Raw genomic sequence first — 21,552 nt, forward strand, 5'->3', positions numbered from 1 at the left:
CCCTTGACAGAACAAACCAATATACAGCAATAACTAAAATCGAGCGTGGACTTTTGATCGTCCACGCTCTTTCTATTTGCCCACCGAGATTAACCCAATGTCCTTGTAAAACAAAAGCCCCTCAGTGCCATAAAGCACCAAGGGGCTGTAATTATTCAGATCAGGAAGCCTTTTCCTCTTCTTCAGCAGGCTTTTCATCTGCCTTCTCAGTTTCCTTTTCCTTATCCTTCTTGTCTTCCTTTTCCTCGTCCTTCTTCTCCTCAGCCTTGGAGTCGTCAGCCTTTTCTTCCTTGCTGTCGTCCTTCTCAGGCTTTGCAGTAGTGGTCGTGGTAGTCTCTTCGGGCTTGGAATCGTCAGGCTTCTCTACTGTGCCGGAACCAGCACCGCACTTGGTAAGTGTGTAGCCTTCCTTGTCGCCGACCTGCTTGTTGAAGTCTGCCATAGTACCGTAGTAGTTATATCCGGTGCTGCTATAGCTTTCATTCTTGTAATACTTGCCGTCAGCGTAGAGAACGTCATTGATGTAAATAGCAACAAAGAATGTTGCAGAAGGCTTCTCTTCATCATCTGTTTTAACCTTTACTTCGTATACACCGTATACTCTGTTTACATAGCCGCTGATATTGCTGTAATTGTTCTTGTTGGAGAAAGCAACATAAACGTCTTTCAGTGTCAGGCTGTCAACCTTCTCAACAGTACCCTCGAACTTAACGTTAGTTGCATTGGACAGCCAGGAGGATCTTGCATCCTGAAGATGCTCCCTGACTTCACTTTCCTCGTCAGCGATCAGATCCTTGAGATCAGCACTTGCATAAGCTTCAGAACCATTAGCTGCTGTTACATATGCAGGCATTGTATCATCAACTGTGAATTCCTTTACATAATAACCGTTGGAATCAACTTCACCCTTGAGCTTGTAGCCATCTTCCTTAAGACTGCTGTAAGCATAAGCCTTTACCTTGAACTTGTCACCGACCTTCAGGTTGGAACCGTTATCGATATTGAAGTCAACATTGTCTATTATCAGCTCGCCCATATCGTCATTATCAACATCGTATATGGTCAGGAAAGGTGCGCCGCCTCTGTACTCGAACTTGATGTTCTCGAAAGGATCGATCTCCTTCAGCTCGGTAAGACCTGATACCTCATATTCCTTGGTAAGTGCATCCTCATTCTTGATGACATAGTACTTGCCGTTAGCCTCATATAAAATAGCATCGCCCGACTTCTCAGATCTGCCGGAATAGATCTCACAGGTTACCTTAACCTTATCGCCGTTCTTCAGACCGCTGGAACGATCAGCGCTATAGTATATAGACATACCTTCGATAGAATCAGCAGTTGTATCGATCTTCAGCCTGCCGTCACCGTCGATACCGGAGAACTCGACCTTGACATACTTGCTGTCGAAAGGATCAAACTCAACGCCGTCTTCAAGGTTCTTTACCTCGATCTCAAACTCAGTGTTTGTGAGCTTGATATTTGCCTTTTTCAGAGCCTCAGCGTCATAGTCAACTGTTACCTTGATCTTGTCGCCGTTCTTCAGATCCTTTTCCTTATCGAACTTTGCTTTGATAACATAATTATCCTTGGAATTCTTCTGGAGCAGAGCCTTTCTCATGGAAACCAGATCTGCAGGCTTTTTCGCCTTTGTCCATACCTTTTTCAGTTCATTGGCATCGATAGACAGATAAGGTGATACCTTCTCGCCGCCTGTTAATTCCGCAAGATCTTCCTCATCGTAATCTTCCAGTATAGAAAGATCACTGTTGAGATGCTTCATATCCTTGCTCGTCGAAAGAGTTATATCATTAAGTTTATACAATTCGTCGGGATATGCATTGAGTACTCCCTTTACAGTACCATGCTCGTTCAGACCCTCATATTCAAATCTGAACAGATCCTTTGCATCGATCTTCTGATACTTTGTCACACTTGCAATGATGCATATCAGTGCGATAATTGCCGCTATCGCAACTAAGGGGATCACGGCGATCAAGGGGTTCTTTTTCACCTTACCCACGATCTTCTGGATAGTCGGGTTGGGCTGCTTGGGTGCAGCAGCTGCTGCCTGCGGGTTGTACTGCTGTGTCTGACCGTACTGCTGGTCAGGTGCAGACTGTGTTGCGGTACCATCGGAAACTACTGCTCCGCAAACGCCGCAGAACTTCATTCCGTCTTCCATCTGTGCACCGCATTTGGCACAAAATTTCATAGCTTTATCCTCCTGCTCTTCATATATAGTATACTCGTTTCAAATTATAAAATTTGAACATAGATGTACATATTTAAGTATAAATCATTAATAAGATTTTGTCAATACCGCCCCCGACATTTTTCGACTTATCACAAATACCCACTTAGATTACAGATATCTTTGAGTAATTTACACTATTTGTAAATGTCTTCCTGCGGGGGCTTTTGGTCTGCGTTATCATACGATCGCATACGGCGGGATACGGTCGTATACGCTCGTATACCGTGGTATACGATTGTATATGGTCGTATCCTGTCGCATACGCTTTTTATTTTCAAACAAATGTTCCACGTGGAACATTTGTGTTTTCATGATCGTACTGCGAAGGACAGGGGCGCCCCTCCTTTGACGGGTTTGTGTGGGGACATTTATCGCCCCTGACGGGTCGAGAAATCAACTAACAGCGACTGCGTCGGCTGTGGCTATCGCCGTCCGATTTCAGGCGCGGCAATAATTTACGCCGATAGTTTGAGCGTGGACGTTTGATTGTCCACGCTCGTATTTTTGTAGCGGTGACTGCGTCGACCGCGTGCCGCGCCCCTTTGGGTCGGTAGCTTGTTGTACCATTTACAGCACAGTTACCGCGTCGCTTTTGCACCTTGACCGAGAGGCTCTGCCTCTAACAGTCAGCTTTGCTGACTGTGGCTCCCGCAAGCCTGCTAGCGCGAGGCATATGCCGACACAGTCGCATACACCGCGCTTTATTTCGCACACCGCTTTGTTGCACTTACCTCACTTAGTCTGCGTCATAGTATCCTGTACTTACCACCATTCTATCCTAAGCCCGGCAAACTCATGTCCCTGCCAACAATTATGAATTATGAATTGTGAATTATGAATTAAATCAATTCTGTCCGTAGTATGCGTTCTTTCCGTGCTTACGCAGATAGTGCTTATCAAGAAGCTCCTGCTGTATCGGCGCAATACCGGGGTTCAGCATAACTGTATGGAAATTCATGAAGGCAGCTTCTTCAAGTACAACAGAATTGTGTACAGCATCAAATGCGTCCTTGCCCCAGGTGAACGGTCCGTGGCTGTGTACAAGCACTGCGGGTATGCTCATGGGGTCAATGCCCTTGAAACGTTCGATGATGACCGTGCCTGTTTCTTTCTCGTACTCCCCTGCTATCTCCTCGGGGGTCATCTTTCTGGTGCAGGGTATCTCGCCGTAGAAATAGTCGCCCTGTGTTGTACCGTAAGGGATAACGCCCTTTCCTGCCTGTGCAAAGCTTGCCGCCCACTTCGAGTGGGTATGTACTATTCCGCCTACCTCGGAAAATGCCTTGTAAAGTTCCAGATGTGTGGGTGTATCACTGGATGGCTTGTAATGACCCTCAACAACATTTCCGTCAAGGTCAACTACCACCATATCTTCCGCTTTCATTCCATCATATTCAACACCCGAGGGCTTTATAACTACGAGTCCGCTGGCACGGTCTATCTCGGAAACGTTGCCCCAGGTGAATTTTACAAGTCCGTACTTGGGCAGAAGCAGATTTGCTTCCAGCACCTTCTGTTTAAGTTCTTCTAACATGATCTTTCCTCCTGTTATACTATTAAAAATTCTGATTATCCCTTTACCACACCACTTAAAATGCCGGATCGACAGGGATATATTATGCTGACGTTATTTTTTCCCCGCCTGCGGCGGGGAAAAAATAACCGCCAAACTCTCATTATATTCCTTTGATCAATGTTAAGTCAGGTGTGTCAGCGGGATAACCATATTAAAAATTATAGCACATAAAATTGCCATTCTTTTTGAATCCGAAATCGGTATACAAAAGCACGCCCATATCAGATGCGGTAATGTGTACCGCACCGCAGCCTGCTTTTCTTGCTTCTTCAACTACCAGTGACAGCAGTTTTTTCGCTATGCCCTGCCTGCGGTGATCGGGGTCGGTGAACATACTGGAAAGCAGTCCCAGTTTGCCCGAAGGACAGCTGAAATAGGGCGGTTTCTCAACTATGGACATTCCGCTTGTGCCGATTATCCTATCACCGTCCAGCGCCAGCCACGAAACGAAAGTTCCGTCTGCCATATGCCTTTTGTAGTAGTCGGCAAGGTTGGGGCGCAGGTCGATATCCTCAGTTGCGCCCTCCTCGCGAAGCTGTGTTATACGCATGGTGATAAAGGTGTCTAGGTCTTTTTCTTCAAGTTTTCTGTAAGTTATCTCCATGTCGCGCACCTTTCTTCTGCCCGAAGATACGGGGTTATTTCGCCGAGCATATATCCTGCATACTCTTTTGCTAAAGCGCTGTCATATTCACCTGCTTTGGCAGATGAATATTCTTCAAGGGCTGAACATATCAGCCCGCGATATTTTTTGTGGATATTCTCCATTCCCCATTCTCCGCCCTCTTTTTTAGAGAGTATCAGCCCATCACGGCAATATGCCAACACCCTTGTGAGGTTCAGTACAATATACATGGGGTCATCACATATGTCAGCCTCGGCATTTTCGATATCACACCAGATGCTGTCGAGATAGTGCACCCTGTCGACCTCGCCAAAAACTTCCTCTATTGGTTTGCCGCAGAGTGTCTTGCCGCGGCGGGTGATTATGGTGAAATGCGCCGCAAGGTCTTTATCCTCGCCTTTCATGTTTTGGATATAGCCCTCGGGGTCAGATTTGTACCAGCCCAGAGTACCCGAAGAAAAATGCAGTTCAAAGGGCGTGGGATAGACGAAAGTTCTGCACACACCTGCTTTTACTATGCTCATCTCGATACCCTTGGCAGGGGCTTTTTCATTCAGGGCAACAATCATTTTCATGAATCGCCGTTTTATATCATCGGTTATTGTATCACTGACAACCACTATAAGGTCGATATCGCTTTTTTCGGGATTGAAACACCCCATCACCGCCGAGCCGTGGAGATATATCCCCACAAGGTCATCGCCCAGTATTTCAATGCTTTCCCTGACGAAAACATCCGTCAGGGAACTGTATGTATCTTTACTCATTGCTTTTTCTTTTTCGGCTTTTTATCCGTCAGCTGAAAGCTCTGCTCGATGAGCCCGAATATCTCGCCGTCATCTATTTCGCTGTCGATGAGTATGCTCACCCACAGCCGCTTGTTCATGTGATACGCCCGCAGAAAGCTCTCCCGCTGTACCAGTATATCCACCAAAAGCGGGTCGCACTTGACGTTCATAACATCGACTGTGCCTTCGCCCTTGATACCAAGGGTACTGCGCTTGACTTTCATGATTATGCCGAACCATTTTTTGGTATCGTTATGACGGAAAACAGCGGTGTCGAAATCGCCCTCAAAGAGGTATTCGGGCAACACGCTGTATTCCTTTTTTATGAACGATATGATAGTTTCTCGCCTGCTCATTTCGTCTGAGCCTTTAAATATTTATATCTCGCCGAAAGCCTTAGCACCTGCCAGACCTGCGGAGTAGTTTTCCATATACTTCTTCCAGCCTGCATTACCTGCGGCATCGGGTGAAAGTGTGGACTTCTCCATGCCCGCGAAAGCACGCTTTTCAAGCCAGTCAGCCAGAGTTTCGCCCTGCTTTTCGATACCGAAAGCCGCCAGCAGAGCCATGCCCCATGCGCCGCCCTCGCCTGCGGTGGACATTACGCTTACATCGCTGTTAAGGGCATCTGCGAGCATTTGCTGAGCCACGCCCTTGACCTTGAAAAGTCCGCCGTGACCTGTGATGCTCTTGGGCTGAACGCCCTCTTTTTCAAAGAGGATATCGTTGCCCGCTTTCAGCGCCGCCATAGCGCCATAGAGCTCTGCGCGGAAGAAATCAGCCAGTGACATAGCACTGTCGGGCTGACGGAAGTATGCGGGCTTGCCATTTGCAAGTCCAACAACAGGCTCACCGGAAATAGTATTATATGAAACCACGCCTCCGCAATCGGGAGCGCCGTTGAGAGCGTTCTTATAGAGCACTTCGTAAGCTATAGAAACATCAACGGGGTTACCTGCCAGCTTGGAGAATTCTATAAACATATTCACCCACTTATCAAGTTCACCGCAGCAGTTGTTGCAGTGAACCATGGCAACATCTGCGCCATCGGGGGTGGTGACAACGTCTATCTGAGGATAATGACCTTTCATGGGCTTTTCAAGCACTATCATGGAGAATATGGAAGTACCCGCGGATACGTTTCCTGTGCCCTCGCGGACTGCATTTGTTGCCGCCATGCCTGTGCCTGCATCGCCCTCGGGAGGACAGAAAGGCACACCTGCTTTAAGGTTTCCTGAGGGGTCGAGAAGCTTTGCGCCTGCTTCGGTAAGTTTGGCTGTACTGCCCTCAGCCGCAGAATGTACAGCGGGGAGGATATCAGCGATATCCCAGCCGAAAGCCTTTACCTTGTCAAGGGCGCGGAATTTAGCCAGCATATCCTTGTCATAACCGCCGTCACGCACGGGGAACATACCCGAAGCGTCGCCTATGCCCAGCTCTCTTTCGCCTGTCAGCAGGTAGTGTACAAAGCCTGCAAGAGTATTGAAGCTAGCGATATCCTTAACGTGAGGCTCGCCGTTCAGTATAGCCTGATAAAGGTGTGCGATGCTCCATCTTTCGGGGATATTGAAGCCGAAAAGCTGTGTGAGTTCAGCGGCTGCTTCGCCTGTGATGGTGTTTCTCCATGTCCTGAAAGGCACAAGAAGCTGGTCATTCTTGTCAAATGCAAGATATCCGTGCATCATGGCTGAGATACCCATTCCGCTGAAAGTTGTCAGTTCAACACCGAATTTGTCTGCAACATCTTTTCTGAGGTCAGCATAGCAATCCTGCAAACCGTTGATGATATCCTCTCTTGAATATGTCCACACGCCGTTTTCAAGCTTATTTTCCCAACTGTGGGAGCCGCCTGCTACGGGTACAAGATTTTCGTCCACCAGGCAGGCTTTTATACGTGTCGAGCCGAATTCGATACCCAGATATGCTTTACCCTGTTCGATGATTTCTTTAGTTGTCATGTCGATTCTCCTTTATGATATGATTTTGTACGTTTAAATTAATGTCCTGAGTTTTTCGGAAGTTCCACCTTATCGGTGAATATGCTCTCATAGCCCGTAGCTACGGCTTTTCCCGATGCCAGATCAATGTATCTTTCCGCGTCCTTTGAATTCATTATCCGCAGATCACGGTCGGCGCTGTGCTTATCAAAGGGAAACCTCGGCAGGCTTCTCAGCAGGTCAAGGTCAGACAGCACGTTGCCAAGTCTGAAATATACATACAGCAGATAACACAGCATCAGGAATATCTCCGCCGATAATTCGTTGAACAGAAAGATAACGAAGGGCAGTGTAAGAACTGTGGGGATAAATATGAGCCAGCGGCGTTTGATGGTCGCAGTGCTTATCATCGCGCCGCTGATTGCAAAACCGATATAATAGAACGCCCTGCCCACAGTAAAGTTCATAGATCCGGGGACAAATCCCGATTGCTCATATGTCAGAAAGCTCGTCCAGCCGATAAATCCATATATCACCAGCGCAGGCAGCAGCGGAATAAAGGTCATCCGTGCCATTCGCTTTTGTTCCCTCAGCCTTTTGCGGTATATGTCAGCCAGATCCTCATCGGGCATGGTCATCCAGCATTCATGGAGATCTTCCATATAACTCGCCTCCAAATTGTACTTACAACTTATTATACCACATCAAATTGATGATTACAAGTCGTATGGTTGTTGATTATTTTTCATAAATTGTGGTATTTCTTACGATGACAAAAACAACGGACAGCCACACTGTGACCGCCCGCTTTTATCATATATCATATTGTCATAATCCAAGCCTGTCTATCTTGTCCAGAGCAAGCTTGGCTTCTCTTTCAAGATTTGCATTCTTGTAATGTATATTGTAAACAGCTGTCATGTAAATATTGATCAGATCGGTGTTTTCCATGGTGGGACACATGGGCTGTATCATCGGGTCATTCATCATCTGGCGGTTAGCCTCATACTCAACGCCTTTCAGCAGACCTCTGGCTTCAAGCGCTTCAGCAGCCGCACTGCTTATGGGAGTACCCTTTGTCATTTCAAGAGAGATCGCCATATCCGAACTGTTTATCAGATAATTGACAAGCTTGCCTGCTTCCTCGGGATTAGCAGTATCCTGTCTTATCACGTACAGACCCGTGGGCTTTTCGTACCAGCCGTAGCTAAGATAGCTGTCCGTCGTCAGGAAAGGACCTATCGCCAGTTCCATCTTCATATCGTTTATAGCGTCCTCGAAGTAGCCCGGATCAGAAGCCCATGATACGGTGCCAGCGTTCTTCATCATGGCGAAATCGCGCCTGTCATATTCACTGCCAAGCTTTGAAACCTTTTCATCCACTATCCTGGTGCTAAATCTCAGCATGACTTCAAGATCTTCCTGAGTGAGCGCGGGTCTTCCATCTTCGTCAAAGGTCTTGTGGCCCGTAGTCTGCTCCATATAAGCGCAGGCTGTCATCCAGTAGAACTTCTCTGTCAGCGATATCGGATAGATATTATCTCTGCGCATCACCGCAGCAGCCGCAAAAAGGTCGTCCCAGTTTTTGGGGATATCCAGACCATAGCTGTCGTAAAGTGTTTTATTGTATATGAATGTGACTGCATTGAAGCCATAGGGCACAGCTTCCAGCTTGCCGTCCACCATACCGCAGCTGAGGGAACCCTCAGGATAAGTAGACAGGTCTATATCCGCCAGATCGGTCAATTCATAAAACTCATTGCCGTCCTTGGTATATTCATACAGCCAGTCGTAATTCAGCTGCATAACGTCAGACTGTGTACCGGAATACATCTGAACATCAATCTGCGATTTGTATCCTGTGAATTCCGCGTACTTCGGACGTACATTTATTCCGCTCTGCTCGGTAAAAATATGCAGACCGTTCAGCGTTCTTTCGTTCCTGTCATCGGTGCCCCACCAGGAGAAGCTGATCTCAACAGGTTCATCTTCCTCTTTCAGGGTCCTTTCGTGACAGCCGCAAAGCACCAGCATGACAGCCGCAGTCAGCACCGCTGCAGATCTTTTAAAAATATGCTCCATCATTTGTGCGTGCTCTTTTCCTTTTTATAGATAGCGTAGCTTTTCTCGTCATCGTCTATTGCTTCCTGAAGCGCCTTTTCAGCCATCAGATAAAGCTCGTCATAGTCAGTACTGTTGTGGGGATATACCGATGCGCCCACACAGATATGTATATCGTCCTCATTCGCCAGGTATACTGAATTCAAAGCCTCACTCATGTCGATAAGACCCTGTTTGAGGGCGTCATTTGCCTTGAAAAGATCGTACTGAGTATAGTCAGCCATTATCAGGAACTCGCCCTCGCCTGTACGTCCGAGGATATTCTTGGATTCGGGAGAATCGGTCTTCAGGAACTCCGCAAGACCGCGGTAAGACTTGATTATAGCGCCGTTGTATCCCGATGCGCCGTAAGCCGCACGTATCTTATCAAGATTTGTTATCCTTGCGATCGCCAGCATCATCGTTGCACCCGAAACACAGGTCTCCAGCTTATCAGCGATGATATTCTCGGCTTCTTCGGCATTTATGATACCAGTCAACATATCCACCTCCGGTGTCATAGAAGCCACAGAACCGAATGCAGGCTCATTCTTGACGTTTATAACCAGCAGAGTCAGCGTCAGTATCAGCATCAGCATAAGTGCTATTGCCGTTTCAAGCTCCAGTTTTTTATAAAACTCGTATGCCCCCGACATGTCTTTCAGCAGCACGATATTCCAGCCGTTTTTCAGCATTTTTTCTGTCTGTATAGTTGTATCTGAGATAACAACACAGCTGTCGCTGCTCGTCTGGTCTATATCGAATTCCTTTTTGGTGTTGCTTATGGTAATGACATTCTTATCACCGTCCATAAGCATAAGCTGTGAATCCTTAATACGCTCAGCACTTGTTATAAGGTATCTGAGTTCCTCGGTGTAAAAGCTTCCCAGGAACAGCACATTGTCGTTCGCCTGGCTTATGTAGTAGACCTTTCCCTGATCATCGTTGATCCCTGCCACCCAGACCCTGCGGTTTTCGCCCAGCAGCCTTTTAAGGAAAGGATATACCTTGTTCTCGTTATCGCACATCAGCTCTCTGGTGCCATCCGAAAGTATCCCTGCAGCGGCATCGTTGCGATATATCAGCGTGAAATCGCAGTAGTTATCGATAATGCTGAGATCGGTCACGGTTTTTTTGAGTTCAGCCAGCCTTTGTGAATTATCATACTCCGTGCCCGTAGAGAAATTAGCCGCGTCAAAGCTCATGAGCCCCTCATCGGCAAGCACTATAACGCTGGCATCTTCCAGCTTTTTGAAATGCATATCCAGCATAGATGCTGACTGTTCAGCGGAATTTCTTAGCAGCTCGGCTTCGTATTCAAGCTGTTTATCATAATGCACATAGCTCTCATAGCTAAGGCATGCTGCACCTACCGCCGCCATGACGATGAGCATTATTATCATCATCGTGCGCACAGAGTGCTTCAGCTTTCTCTTACCATCTTTTTCCAATGTACGTACCTCTATCTTCAATAACGGTCAATATATCAAAATCTGACTATCCCTTTACCACACCACTTAAAATGACGTATCGACGGTGAAAAGATGACCGCCGTACTCTCATTATATTCCTTTGTCCGCTGTTAAGTCAGTTGTGTCAGCGGGATAACCATATATCAAAATGCAAACGCTTCTGAACACATTACATTTTTTATATGACCTATCAAATTTTTTGTATACAGATACATTATAGCATACCGCCGCAAAAATTCAATTATTAATTTGTAAATTATTGCATAAATACACAGTTTTTTATGAAAATTAGTATATACAGACAAAAAAATGCCCGAACCATTACGTTCGGGCATCACAATAAAATACATATTCACAATATCCGCCATGATGGGCGGCATGAAATATCGTGCTTTTATGTCTGTACAGATATATTACTTGAAGTATCTGTCGTACAGACCCTTGAAGCCGCAGCCGTGTCTTGCTTCGTCCTTAGCCATTTCATGAACTGTGTCATGGACAGCATCATAGCCGAGTTCCTTAGCCTTCTTAGCCAGCTTCATCTTGCCCTCGCAGGCACCGTTTTCAGCCATATATCTCATTTCAAGGTTCTTCTTGGTGGAAGGTGTTACAACTTCACCAAGCAGTTCTGCAAACTTAGCAGCGTGCTCAGCCTCTTCCCATGCAGCCTTCTCATAGTAAAGGCCAACCTCGGGATAACCCTCTCTGTAAGCTACTCTTGCCATTGCAAGATACATACCTACCTCAGAACATTCGCCGTTGAAATTCTCTTTAAGACCGGCAACTATCTCGGGATCAAGACCCTGAGCCACGCCTACTCTGTGCTCATCAGCCCATACCAGCTCAGCAGCTTCCTTCAGCTCATCGAATTTGGAAGCGGGAGCATTACACTGAGGACATTTCTCGGGAGCAGCGTCACCTTCGTAGATATAACCGCAAATAGTGCAAACAAACTTTTTCATTAGGGTATTCCTCCTTAATTTATATTCGTTTCAATTGTTAACGTCAGACAATAGTCTTTAATATATTATTGCACATTAAGTGCATTTTGTCAAGACTAACTCCCATAAAATTACAGAGGCTAATTTATACCATTTTTGTATATTTTAACAACATAAAATGTCTCCACCGCGTTGAGGAAGATATTATATCAGAAGCTTATCATCTTTTCTCCTGTTTTACCTGCAAAAGTTCAGAGAACGATCATATTATGTTTTTTCAGCATTTGCCTATCCCGAAATATCCGCTTTTTCGTGTTCACAGAATATTGACAATCCAATATCTTAGTGATATAATATAATTTAAAGGTTTTTACGGAAACTTAGTATTATTTGAAAAGAGGTCAATCACCATGCTTACACTCGATAAAGTGTTCGACGCATCAAATGTATTAAAGGAGGTCATCAGACCTACCGCCTGTATCGCTGCTCCTCAGGTAAACCCTGACTGCAACGTTTTCCTTAAAACGGAAAATCTCCAGATCACAGGTTCATTCAAGGTAAGAGGTGCTTATTACAGGATATCCCAGCTTTCCGATGAAGAGAAATCTCACGGTGTTATTGCTTGTTCTGCGGGCAACCACGCTCAGGGCGTTGCGCTTGCTGCTGCCAAGAACGGTATCCGTTCCATAATCTGCCTGCCTGATGGTGCGCCTATTTCAAAGGTCGAGGCTACAAGAAGCTATGGTGCTGAGATATGCCTTGTTCCCGGTGTATACGATGACGCTTATGCTGAGGCTATACGTCAGCGCGACGAGTGCGGCTACACTTTCATACACCCATTCGATGATGAAAATGTTATCGCAGGTCAGGGCACTATCGGACTTGAGATACTCAATCAGGTAGCAAATGCCAACGTTATAGTTGTTCCCGTTGGCGGCGGCGGACTTATCTCGGGTGTTGCTTTCGCAGTAAAGCAGCTGAATCCCCGCGTAAAGGTATACGGTGTTCAGGCTGAGGGCGCGCCCTCAATGGTGAAGTCAATCGCTGAGGACAAGATACTCCGCCTTGACAGCGTTCACACCATCGCTGACGGCATTCAGGTAAAAGAGCCCGGTGCTAATACATTTGAATACTGCAAGCAGTACGTTGACGGCATAGTTACAGTTACCGATGACGAGGTAAGCTCGGCTATACTGCACCTTATCGAGAAGCAGAAGCTCATCGCAGAGGGTGCAGGCGCTGTTTCAGTTGCAGCTGTTATGTTCAACAAGATACCCGATATCAAGGGAAAGAACGTTGTATGTCTGGTTTCTGGCGGCAATATCGATGTTACCATACTCTCCCGTGTTATCAAGAGAGGTCTGCTGAAATCGGGACGTTCCGATACGCTCACCATTCAGCTGGAAGACAAGCCCGGTCAGCTGAAAGACGTTTCCGCAACTATTGCCGACCTCGGCGCGAACGTTGTATCTATCCACCACGAGAGAGCCAGCGAGGACAGCGATATCACAGAATGCCTGCTGAGACTTGTACTCGAAACAAGAGATTACAACCATATCCGCGATATCCGTGCAGCTCTTACCGCAAAGGGCTTCAAGATAGTAAACAAGTAATATGAGCACAGAAAGCGAAAAGGAAAACGACTGGGGCAAATCCGCGTCGGCTGTTGTCCTAAAGGACGGCAAAGTTCTGCTGGTAAGGCACACCTACGGCGCAGGCAAAGGTCTGCTGATAATCCCCGGCGGTTATATACGTAAAGGTGAACTTCCCGATGCTGCCTGCGAAAGAGAAGTTCTTGAAGAAACAGGAGTTACGGTCAAGGCTGAAAAGCTCATAGGCATAAGGTTCAGCGAAAAGGACTGGTACAGCGTTTTCACCGCAAGTTATATAAGCGGCGAAGCTCGCCCGGATAACGAGGAGAACAGCGAAGCTGTATGGATAGACGCTTATGAAGCCACAGAAAGGGACGATGTCCCCGACCTGACCAAATCTATGATACGGAGTGCGCTGAAAGGAACAGGGTTCGTTCAGACAGATTTTGTATCAAGAGAAAAAGAGACGGTAAAGAAGCTTTATACTATATAGATATAACACGGCAGCAGCCGTGATCATAAATAACCATATTCAAAAGGAGTAATCAATTATGGCAGAGACAGTTTATACCAAAACAGCACCCGATGCGATCGGACCTTATTCTCAGGCAAAGGTAGTAGGCGGACTGGTGTTCACCTCGGGACAGATAGCAATAAACCCCGCAACAGGCAATGTTGAGGCAGCTACCATAGAGGAGCAGACACATCAGGTATGCAAGAACCTCAGCGAGGTACTGAAAGCTGCGGGAACTTCCATAGACAAGGCTGTAAAGACAGTATGCTTCCTGAAGAACATGAGCGACTTTGCAGCATTCAACGGCGTTTACGGCGAGTATTTCACTTCCAAGCCCGCTCGTTCCTGCGTAGCGGTAAAGGAACTCCCCAAGGACGTTCTTGTCGAGGTCGAAGTAATAGCAGAAGTTTAATGGCTGAGAGGATACCCGATAAAGGTATCCTCTCATTCAAAATAACAAGAATCGTTTAAATTTACAGGAAACGGAGGTAGATACTATGAAAAAGATAACAGCATTCGCAGCAGCAGTTGTACTTGCATCAGGCTTTGCATTGGCAGCATTGCCGGGGGTCGGAGTATCGGCGGACAGCAGCGGCGTTGAACTGCCGATAGTCCCCATATCCGATGATCCGGATAACTGGAATGAGAGCGAAAGCGAGGTTGCGGCAAGGGAGCTCAGCGTGACCTTTGATACGGTCATGGTATTCAAAGATGGCACCGAGAAGAAGCTCGACATTGACTTCAATCATGAGCTGAAAAAGGGCAGAACTTCATACTATGATCAATACCAAAAGACTCTGACACGTGATGAAGCAGAAAAAATGCTTTCGGATATGGGAAAAGAATATGAGGACATAGACCACGTTGAGTACAGAGTGAATGTCAAGAACGGAAAAAACACCAACTACAGCAAAGACTATATGCTTGATGTAAGTATAGTATACAAATTTTCAGCACACCCTGAATTTGAGTATACGGCTTCCAAACAAAGCTTGGTGATGCAGGGGATAGGTACGACCAAGACATTTGATGAGGCAAGCTCCGTCGCAGAAACATATGATTTTATGGATTTCTTTTTCATTATAGATTATGCGAACGCAAAGGTATATAAGCCTACCGAAGCGCACAAAAAAGCTATGCTCACATCATTTAAGCCATCATTTGCATTAAAGCTCAAGGACGGCACGGAGATCGCTGTAAATAATATCCAATATACGACAAAAGAGGGAACGTATGAAAATTTTACATACAATGCCGAAATCTCTGCTGAAAAAGTTAAAAAAATGATCTCCGATGCAGGCAAAGACCCCGCTGATTTTTACAGCATCGTGGGATATGTTACCCCTAAATATCCCACAAATTCAGGTATAAGCAAGAAGTCTGCAATGACAGATCTTAGATGCGCTATCCAGTTTAACTGTGATATAAAGCCCGAATACGTTGGGAATAATTTTAGCACGATAACAGAATATAACGGTAACATAAATTTCGCAAAATCACCTGCCCTTACGATCGAGACCAAACCTTTTAGCGGGTACGCTTATCGTGAAAAAATATATCGTGAAGATCTGACATTAGACCATGTTGACAAACTTTTACTGAGATTGGATATTGATATGCACAAAGCCGAAATGACAGGCTACACTGATCCGTCGGTCAAACTTATTGGCGATATCAACGGCGATGGTCGGGTAAATATCACCGACCTTACAAAGCTTGGGGCTCATATCAAGGGAAAGAAGCTTCTTCCCGACCCATCTATCGCAGATATCAACAAGGACAAAAAAATAAATATTACCGACTTTACAAAACTGGCAGCACACATCAAGGGAAAGAAGCTTTTAAGTTAATTTTACTTAACAAATTTTCTTATAAATATTGACACATTTAAATAAAAAGTATGCTATAATATTTACGGTAGATCGATTCTCCCCTGTTTGCGGACAGGGGAGAATATTTGCGCTTTTTAGGGGGTAATAATTTGGAACCATATGAAATTCTTATGGATCTCGCCATCATAATGATGAGTGCGAAATTCATGGGGCTGCTGGCAAGAAAGATCAAGGCGCCTATGGTAGTCGGTGAGATAATCGCAGGTGTGATAATCGGACCGTGCGTGCTGAATATCCTGCAGCCATCGGATAATCTGAGCATTCTCTCAGAAATCGGTGTTATACTGATAATGTTCTCAGCAGGACTGGAAACCAATTTACAGGAGCTGAAAAAATCGGGATTCATCGCCTGTATACTAGCCTGTGTGGGCGTTTTTGTACCGCTGGTGTGCGGCGCGGCACTGTATACAGCTTTCTACGGATTTGACGGTTTCGGCAGTGAGAATTTTTTCAAGGCACTGTTCATCGGCTGTATAATGACGGCGACATCTGTGGGCATAACGGTGGAAGCCCTCAAAGAAATGGGCGTACTTAAAGGCCGCGTGGGACAGACCATACTTTCCGCCGCCATAATCGATGATATCATCGGCATAGTGGTACTCACTTTCGTACTCAGCCTGAAAGACCCATCAAGCAAGATAAGCGTAGTTTCCCTGAAAGTCGTTGGATTCCTTGCGGCATCCCTTATACTTGGCATAGTGATATACAAGATATTCAAGGTTTGGGACGAAAAATATCCCCATACAAGGCGTATACCCATCATCGCCCTCAGCCTTTGCTTTATACTGGCTTATGTGGCTGAAGAATTCTTCGGTATCGCAGATATCACAGGCGCGTATATCGCAGGCATAATACTCTGCAACGTCCGCGATGCGGATTATATCGACCGCAAGGTAAGCGTGAACGGATATATGTTTTTCGCCCCGATATTCTTCGTTTGCATAGGTCTTAAAACCAACTTCGACGGCATGAACAGCGAGATAATACTGTTCTCACTGGCATTCGTGGCTGTTGCAATGCTCTCAAAGCTTGTGGGCTGCGGACTTTCAGCAAAGTGCTTCAAGTTCAAGACCATTGACTGCATCAAGATAGGCGCAGGCATGATGACCCGCGGCGAGGTCGCCCTCATCATCACAAACAAGGGTCTCAGCATGGGCGTTATCCCTGCGGATTACTCAACGGCTGTTATACTGCTGATAATCGTAAGCAGCATAGTAACACCTGTCTTCCTGAAATACCTCTATTCAAAATCACCTGACAACACCGAAGACGCACCGGTCACAGCCGATGCGAAGTAAACATCTCCAATATAGAAAGCGCAGTATGTCATCAAAAACATACTGCGCTTTTGTTTTATGACTATCCCTTTAGCACACCACTTCATACGCCGATATAATGATTAATATTTATTTGATTGGTATTCTCCCCCCGCCTGCGGCGAGGGAGGAGAATGCCGCCAACTATTTATATTACCTGTCAATCGGTTGCATAGAATGGTGTGTCCGCAGGATAAACATATATCAGTTTTCTGCGAAGCTTCCTGTGTAGAGCTGGAAGTACTTGCCTTTCTTTTCAAGCAGTTCATCGTGTGTGCCGCGCTCGATTATCCTGCCCTGTTCAAGAACCATTATGCAATCGGAATTCTTGACGGTTGAAAGTCTGTGGGCGATAACGAAAGTTGTTCTTCCATTCATGAGAGCGTCCATACCTGTCTGGACCAGCTTTTCTGTGCGGGTATCGATGGAGGAAGTCGCCTCATCGAGGATAAGCACAGGCGGGTCGCCGACTGCGGCACGCGCTATGGCAAGAAGCTGTCGCTGTCCCTGGCTGAGGTTTCCGCCGTCACCCTTTAATACTGTATCGTATCCGTGCTCAAGCTTTTCGATAAAGCCCGAAGCATTTGCAAGCCTGGCCGCCGCGATACACTCTTCATCGGTAGCATCGAGATTTCCGTATCGAATATTATCCATTACAGTACCTGTGAACAGGTGTGTATCCTGCAGAACTATGCCGAGAGTTTTTCTCAGTGCGGGCTTTTTGATTTTGGAGATATTTATGCCGTCATACCTTATCTTACCGTCCTGGATATCGTAGAAGCGATTTATAAGGTTGGTGATGGTGGTCTTGCCTGCGCCTGTCGAGCCTACAAAGGCTATCTTCTGACCCGGCTTAGCAAACAGCTTTACATCGTGAAGAACTATCTTATCGTCGTTGTAGCCAAAATCCACGCCGTCGAATACTATCTCGCCCTTCATCTGGGTGTAGGTAACAGTGCCGTCCTCCTTGTGAGGGTGCTTCCAAGCCCAAGTGCCTGTACGCTCTGCACATTCCTTGAGATCGCCGTTGCTGTCAAATTTAGCATTTACGAACTCAACATAGCCCTCATCGGTCTCGGGAGTCTGGTCAAGCAGATCCATAACTCTGCCTGCGCCTGCCGATGCCATTATTACAAAGGTCATCTGCTGGCTTATCTGGGTGATAGGCATTGTGAAGTTCTTGTTCAGACCGAGGAAAGTTGCAATGGTACCCAGTTCAACTCCACCCCAGCCCTTTATCATCATAAACGCACCGATAAGTGCGCAGAGAACATAACTCAGGTTGCCTATATTTGCATTGATAGGCATGAGGATATTTGCGAACTTGTTTGCGTTGAATGCGCTGTCGCGAAGCCTGTCGTTTAGCTTGCCAAAATCCTCTTTGGCTTTTTCCTCGTGGCAGAATACCTTTACGACTTTCTGACCGTCCAGCATTTCCTCGATGAAGCCGTTTACCTCACCAAGGTCTTTCTGCTGTGCGCCGAAGAACTTGCCCGACTTCATGGAGATGTTCTTGGTAGTCAACATCATTACGAAAGCCATGAATATGGAGATGATGGTCAGAGGGATGTTCAGCACTATCATCGCTGTGAGGGTAGACAGAAATGATACAGTCGAGTTTATCAGCTGAGGTATGCTCTGTCCGATGAACTGACGGAGAGTATCAACGTCGTTTGTATAAACGGACATTATATCGCCGTGGGCATGAGTATCAAAATACTTGATGGGCAAGCTTTCCATGTTATCGAAAAGCTCATTTCTGAAATTACGCAGAGTGCCCTGACCCACGTTTACCATTATCCTGTTGTAGGCATAGGAGCATATAAGTCCCACAACGTAGAGAGCTGCAAGCTTGCCAAGGGATGCCGCAAGGCTGGAATAATCCGCGATGTAGGCTGTTCCTGCGTCCTCAGCGGCTTTCTTTGCTTTCAGCATGGGAGAGATGTAATCATCTATCAGGGTCTTCATGTAGGTCATACCTACAAGTGTAGCAATAGCCTGCACGATGATGCAAACAACTACGATAAAGAAATGTATCTTGTAATCCCTGAACATGAATTTGATTACTCTGCCCAGCACCTTGAATGTGTCCTTGCTCATCTGCGGACGGGGTGCGGTCTTATCGAATCTTGGCATTACTCTCCCTCCTTTCCTGTGCTGACGGCTTTGCCCTGAGCGTTCTCGGGTCTGTCGAAGTCTCCTCCGCCGCATGCCTGTGAACTGTAAATATCAGCGTAGGTCTCGCTGGTCTTCAGCAGTTCTTCGTGAGTGCCGATGCCTGTTATCCTGCCTTCTTCGATAACGAGTATCCTGTCAGCCTTTTCAACGCTGGATATACGCTGTGCGATAATTATCTTTGTAGTGCCGGGTATCCTCTCGGCAAAAGCCTGTTTTATCTTTGCATCGGTAGCAGTATCAACTGCACTGGTGGAATCATCAAGGATAAGCACCTTGGGGCTCTTCATCAGGGCTCTTGCGATACAGAGTCTCTGCTTCTGTCCGCCTGATACGTTAGCGCCGCCGCGCTCGATATGAGAGTTATACTTATCGGGCATACGCTCGATGAATTCATCTGCGCAAGCCGACTTGCAGGCTTCAATACATTCCTCTTCGGTGGCATTCTCATTGCCCCAGCGGAGGTTTTCAATGATAGAACCCGAGAACAGCACGTTCTTCTGTAGTACCACCGAAACATTGTCTCTCAGGAATTCCATATCGTAATCCCTTACATCAACGCCGCCTACCTTTACAGAACCCGAAGTAACGTCGTAAAGTCTGCTTATAAGGTTAACAAGAGAGGTCTTGCCCGAACCTGTAGGTCCGATAATGCCTATGGTCTCGCCCGATTTGATATGCAGGTCGATATCGTGGAGGACTTCCTTGTTTTCGCCCTTGAAGTACGCAAAATCAACGTGCTCGAAGTCGATGGAACCGTCCTTCATCTCCTTGATGGTGTCAGCCTTGTCGGAGAGGTCGGGCTCTTCGTCCAGAACCTCGCTGATACGCTTTATGCTGGCGGTGGACATGGAGATCATGACAAATATGAATGAAAGTATCATCAGCGAGATAAATGCGCTGAATATATACGAGAACAGGCTGGTGAGTTCGCCTGTGGTAAGGCTGCCGCCGACTACCATATGTGCGCCGAACCAGCTTATGGCGATGATAGCCGAATAGCTTACCAGCATCATGAATGGATTGTTGAGGGCTACGATGCTCTCAGCCTTTACGAACATATTATAAAGGTTGCCCGATGCCTTGCGGAACTTATCCTTTTCGTAATCCTCACGGACATAAGCCTTTACAACTCTTATAGCGGAAACATTTTCCTGAACCTTTGCGTTGAGTTCATCGTACTTCTGGAAAGCCGCGCTGAATGTCTTCATGGCAAATGCCACAACAGAACCCAGTGCTATAGCAAGGAACAGCAGGGCTATCAGGAACAGGCTGCTCATCTTGGGGCTTACGATAAAGCTCATTATAAGGCTGCTTATCAGCATGAAAGGTGCTCTTACCGCGATGCGTATGCACATCTGGAAAGCGTTCTGTATATTGGTGACATCTGTGGTCATTCTGGTAACAAGACCCGCAGTGGAGAACTTGTCGATATTCGCAAAGGAGAAGGTCTGTATCTTGCGGTAGATCTCCTCCCTGAGATTACAGGCAAATCCCGTAGATGCCCTTGCACCGTGTACACCCGACATCATGCCCGCCAACAGGCTGACAATAGCCGCCGCCAGCATCGCGCCGCCGAATAATGCCACAGCCTTCATGTCGCTCTTTTCTATACCCTCATCTATTATCTTCGCCGTTATGTAGGGTAGAAGCACTTCCATAACGACCTCAAGCATGGCATAAAAAGGTGTGAGGATAGTGTCCTTTTTATACTGCTTTATCTGAGCTAGGATCTTCTTCATTTATCCTGCCCCTCCTTTTCAGCGTCTTTTAGATTATCTGCCATTCGCGACAGCAGACGGTTAAGAGTTTCAAGCTCTTCTTCCTCAAACCCCTTGAAAGCTCTGTTTTCGATACGGCTCATACAGCTCTCTATCTCAGCCTTGTGTGCCGCAGCCTTTTCTGTGGCTATCAGACCGCGCCTGCGTTCATCGGTATCGCAGCCCTCCAGCGTGAGATATCCCTTCGCTCTCAGCTTTTTTACCAGCCCCGATACAGTCGCACCCGATATATGCATCACCCGCTGTATATCCGATGGATAAACAGGCGGCTCATGGCACATTATAAACATAAGCACATGGCTCTGGGCGGCGGTTATATCGTTATGGGCGAGCTCTGAATTGATTATGCAACCTATCTTCTGGTGAACATACTTGGAGGTTTTTAGGACTTCTTTCTGTATTTCTTCTTTCACTAATTATTCGCCTCCTTATGATTAGCTTGCTAACTATCAGCCTGCTATTTAATTATACTGCTTTTCTGTCATGATTTATACAGCTATTTTATGAACAAATTATTTTCATACAAAACGCGCATAACTAAAGTAATTGATCCCGTACTTATTCAGCAAAACGCGCATGGCATACA

Annotated in this window: 18 protein-coding genes; 5 read left to right on the plus strand and 13 right to left on the minus strand. The window is 46.4% G+C overall.

The window, feature by feature from the left end; all coding sequences use genetic code 11:
- Positions 1-160 precede the first annotated feature (160 nt).
- The 10 genes from BMY75_RS04910 to BMY75_RS04955 form a co-directional block, all read right to left on the minus strand.
- A complete protein-coding gene (locus BMY75_RS04910; protein WP_074830596.1) occupies positions 161-2,215 on the minus strand; it encodes a zinc ribbon domain-containing protein in 2,055 nt (684 codons plus the stop codon).
- An 886-nt stretch (positions 2,216-3,101) separates the two neighbouring features.
- Positions 3,102-3,791 carry an L-ribulose-5-phosphate 4-epimerase gene (gene araD, locus BMY75_RS04915; protein ID WP_074830599.1) on the minus strand — a complete coding sequence of 230 codons (690 nt, stop codon included), beginning with the start codon at positions 3,789-3,791 and terminating at the stop codon, positions 3,102-3,104.
- A 193-nt stretch (positions 3,792-3,984) separates the two neighbouring features.
- Positions 3,985-4,437, minus strand: a complete 453-nt coding sequence (locus BMY75_RS04920; RefSeq protein WP_074830602.1) for a GNAT family N-acetyltransferase — start codon at positions 4,435-4,437, stop codon at positions 3,985-3,987.
- A complete protein-coding gene (locus BMY75_RS04925) occupies positions 4,428-5,225 on the minus strand; it encodes an aminoglycoside adenylyltransferase domain-containing protein (protein WP_074830604.1) in 798 nt (265 codons plus the stop codon). The genes BMY75_RS04920 and BMY75_RS04925 overlap by 10 nt, the downstream gene beginning before the upstream one ends.
- A complete protein-coding gene (locus tag BMY75_RS04930) occupies positions 5,222-5,602 on the minus strand; it encodes an MmcQ/YjbR family DNA-binding protein (RefSeq protein ID WP_074830606.1) in 381 nt (126 codons plus the stop codon). Before BMY75_RS04930 ends, BMY75_RS04925 begins: the two co-directional genes overlap by 4 nt.
- 21 nt (positions 5,603-5,623) lie before the next feature.
- A complete protein-coding gene (locus tag BMY75_RS04935) occupies positions 5,624-7,204 on the minus strand; it encodes a xylulokinase (RefSeq protein ID WP_074830608.1) in 1,581 nt (526 codons plus the stop codon).
- Positions 7,205-7,242: 38 nt separating this feature from the next.
- Positions 7,243-7,845 carry a hypothetical protein gene (locus BMY75_RS04940; RefSeq protein ID WP_074830610.1) on the minus strand — a complete coding sequence of 201 codons (603 nt, stop codon included), beginning with the start codon at positions 7,843-7,845 and terminating at the stop codon, positions 7,243-7,245.
- A 166-nt stretch (positions 7,846-8,011) separates the two neighbouring features.
- Positions 8,012-9,268 carry an ABC transporter substrate-binding protein gene (locus tag BMY75_RS04945; protein WP_074830612.1) on the minus strand — a complete coding sequence of 419 codons (1,257 nt, stop codon included), beginning with the start codon at positions 9,266-9,268 and terminating at the stop codon, positions 8,012-8,014.
- Positions 9,265-10,734, minus strand: a complete 1,470-nt coding sequence (locus BMY75_RS04950; protein WP_074830615.1) for a diguanylate cyclase domain-containing protein — start codon at positions 10,732-10,734, stop codon at positions 9,265-9,267. Before BMY75_RS04950 ends, BMY75_RS04945 begins: the two co-directional genes overlap by 4 nt.
- Before the next feature lie 434 nt (positions 10,735-11,168).
- On the minus strand, positions 11,169-11,717 hold the full coding sequence (locus tag BMY75_RS04955; RefSeq protein ID WP_074830617.1) for an NADH peroxidase: 549 nt from the start codon (positions 11,715-11,717) through the stop codon (positions 11,169-11,171).
- A 389-nt stretch (positions 11,718-12,106) separates the two neighbouring features.
- Here BMY75_RS04955 and ilvA point away from each other — a divergent pair, with 389 nt between their 5' ends.
- The 5 genes from ilvA (at position 12,107) to BMY75_RS04980 (ending at position 16,992) form a co-directional block, all read left to right on the plus strand.
- Positions 12,107-13,309, plus strand: a complete 1,203-nt coding sequence (ilvA, locus tag BMY75_RS04960) for a threonine ammonia-lyase (protein WP_074830620.1) — start codon at positions 12,107-12,109, stop codon at positions 13,307-13,309.
- Position 13,310: 1 nt separating this feature from the next.
- Positions 13,311-13,781 (plus strand): NUDIX domain-containing protein, encoded by a 471-nt coding sequence (locus BMY75_RS04965; RefSeq protein WP_074830622.1) that lies wholly within the window; start codon positions 13,311-13,313, stop codon positions 13,779-13,781.
- Positions 13,782-13,839: 58 nt separating this feature from the next.
- Positions 13,840-14,214, plus strand: a complete 375-nt coding sequence (locus tag BMY75_RS04970) for a Rid family detoxifying hydrolase (RefSeq protein WP_013499610.1) — start codon at positions 13,840-13,842, stop codon at positions 14,212-14,214.
- 85 nt (positions 14,215-14,299) lie between these two features.
- A complete protein-coding gene (locus BMY75_RS17445) occupies positions 14,300-15,652 on the plus strand; it encodes a dockerin type I repeat-containing protein (protein WP_081350443.1) in 1,353 nt (450 codons plus the stop codon).
- Positions 15,653-15,783: 131 nt separating this feature from the next.
- The gene (locus BMY75_RS04980; RefSeq protein ID WP_074830624.1) at positions 15,784-16,992 is read left to right on the plus strand and encodes a cation:proton antiporter; all 1,209 of its coding nucleotides are present in this window, start codon (positions 15,784-15,786) and stop codon (positions 16,990-16,992) included.
- 222 nt (positions 16,993-17,214) lie between these two features.
- Here BMY75_RS04980 and BMY75_RS04985 read toward each other — a convergent pair whose 3' ends face one another.
- The 3 genes from BMY75_RS04985 to BMY75_RS04995 are packed head-to-tail and all read right to left on the minus strand — an operon-like array spanning position 17,215 to position 21,379.
- Entirely contained in the window at positions 17,215-19,146 is a 1,932-nt protein-coding gene (locus BMY75_RS04985) for an ABC transporter ATP-binding protein (protein WP_074830627.1), read from the minus strand.
- On the minus strand, positions 19,146-20,927 hold the full coding sequence (locus BMY75_RS04990) for an ABC transporter ATP-binding protein (RefSeq protein ID WP_074830629.1): 1,782 nt from the start codon (positions 20,925-20,927) through the stop codon (positions 19,146-19,148). The genes BMY75_RS04985 and BMY75_RS04990 overlap by 1 nt, the downstream gene beginning before the upstream one ends.
- Complete coding sequence (locus BMY75_RS04995; protein ID WP_074830631.1) at positions 20,924-21,379, minus strand: MarR family winged helix-turn-helix transcriptional regulator; 456 nt, start codon at positions 21,377-21,379, stop codon at positions 20,924-20,926. The genes BMY75_RS04990 and BMY75_RS04995 overlap by 4 nt, the downstream gene beginning before the upstream one ends.
- Positions 21,380-21,552 lie beyond the last annotated feature (173 nt).

Source organism: Hominimerdicola alba, assembly GCF_900109655.1.
Classification (GTDB): Bacteria; Bacillota; Clostridia; order Oscillospirales; family Ruminococcaceae; genus Hominimerdicola; species Hominimerdicola alba_B.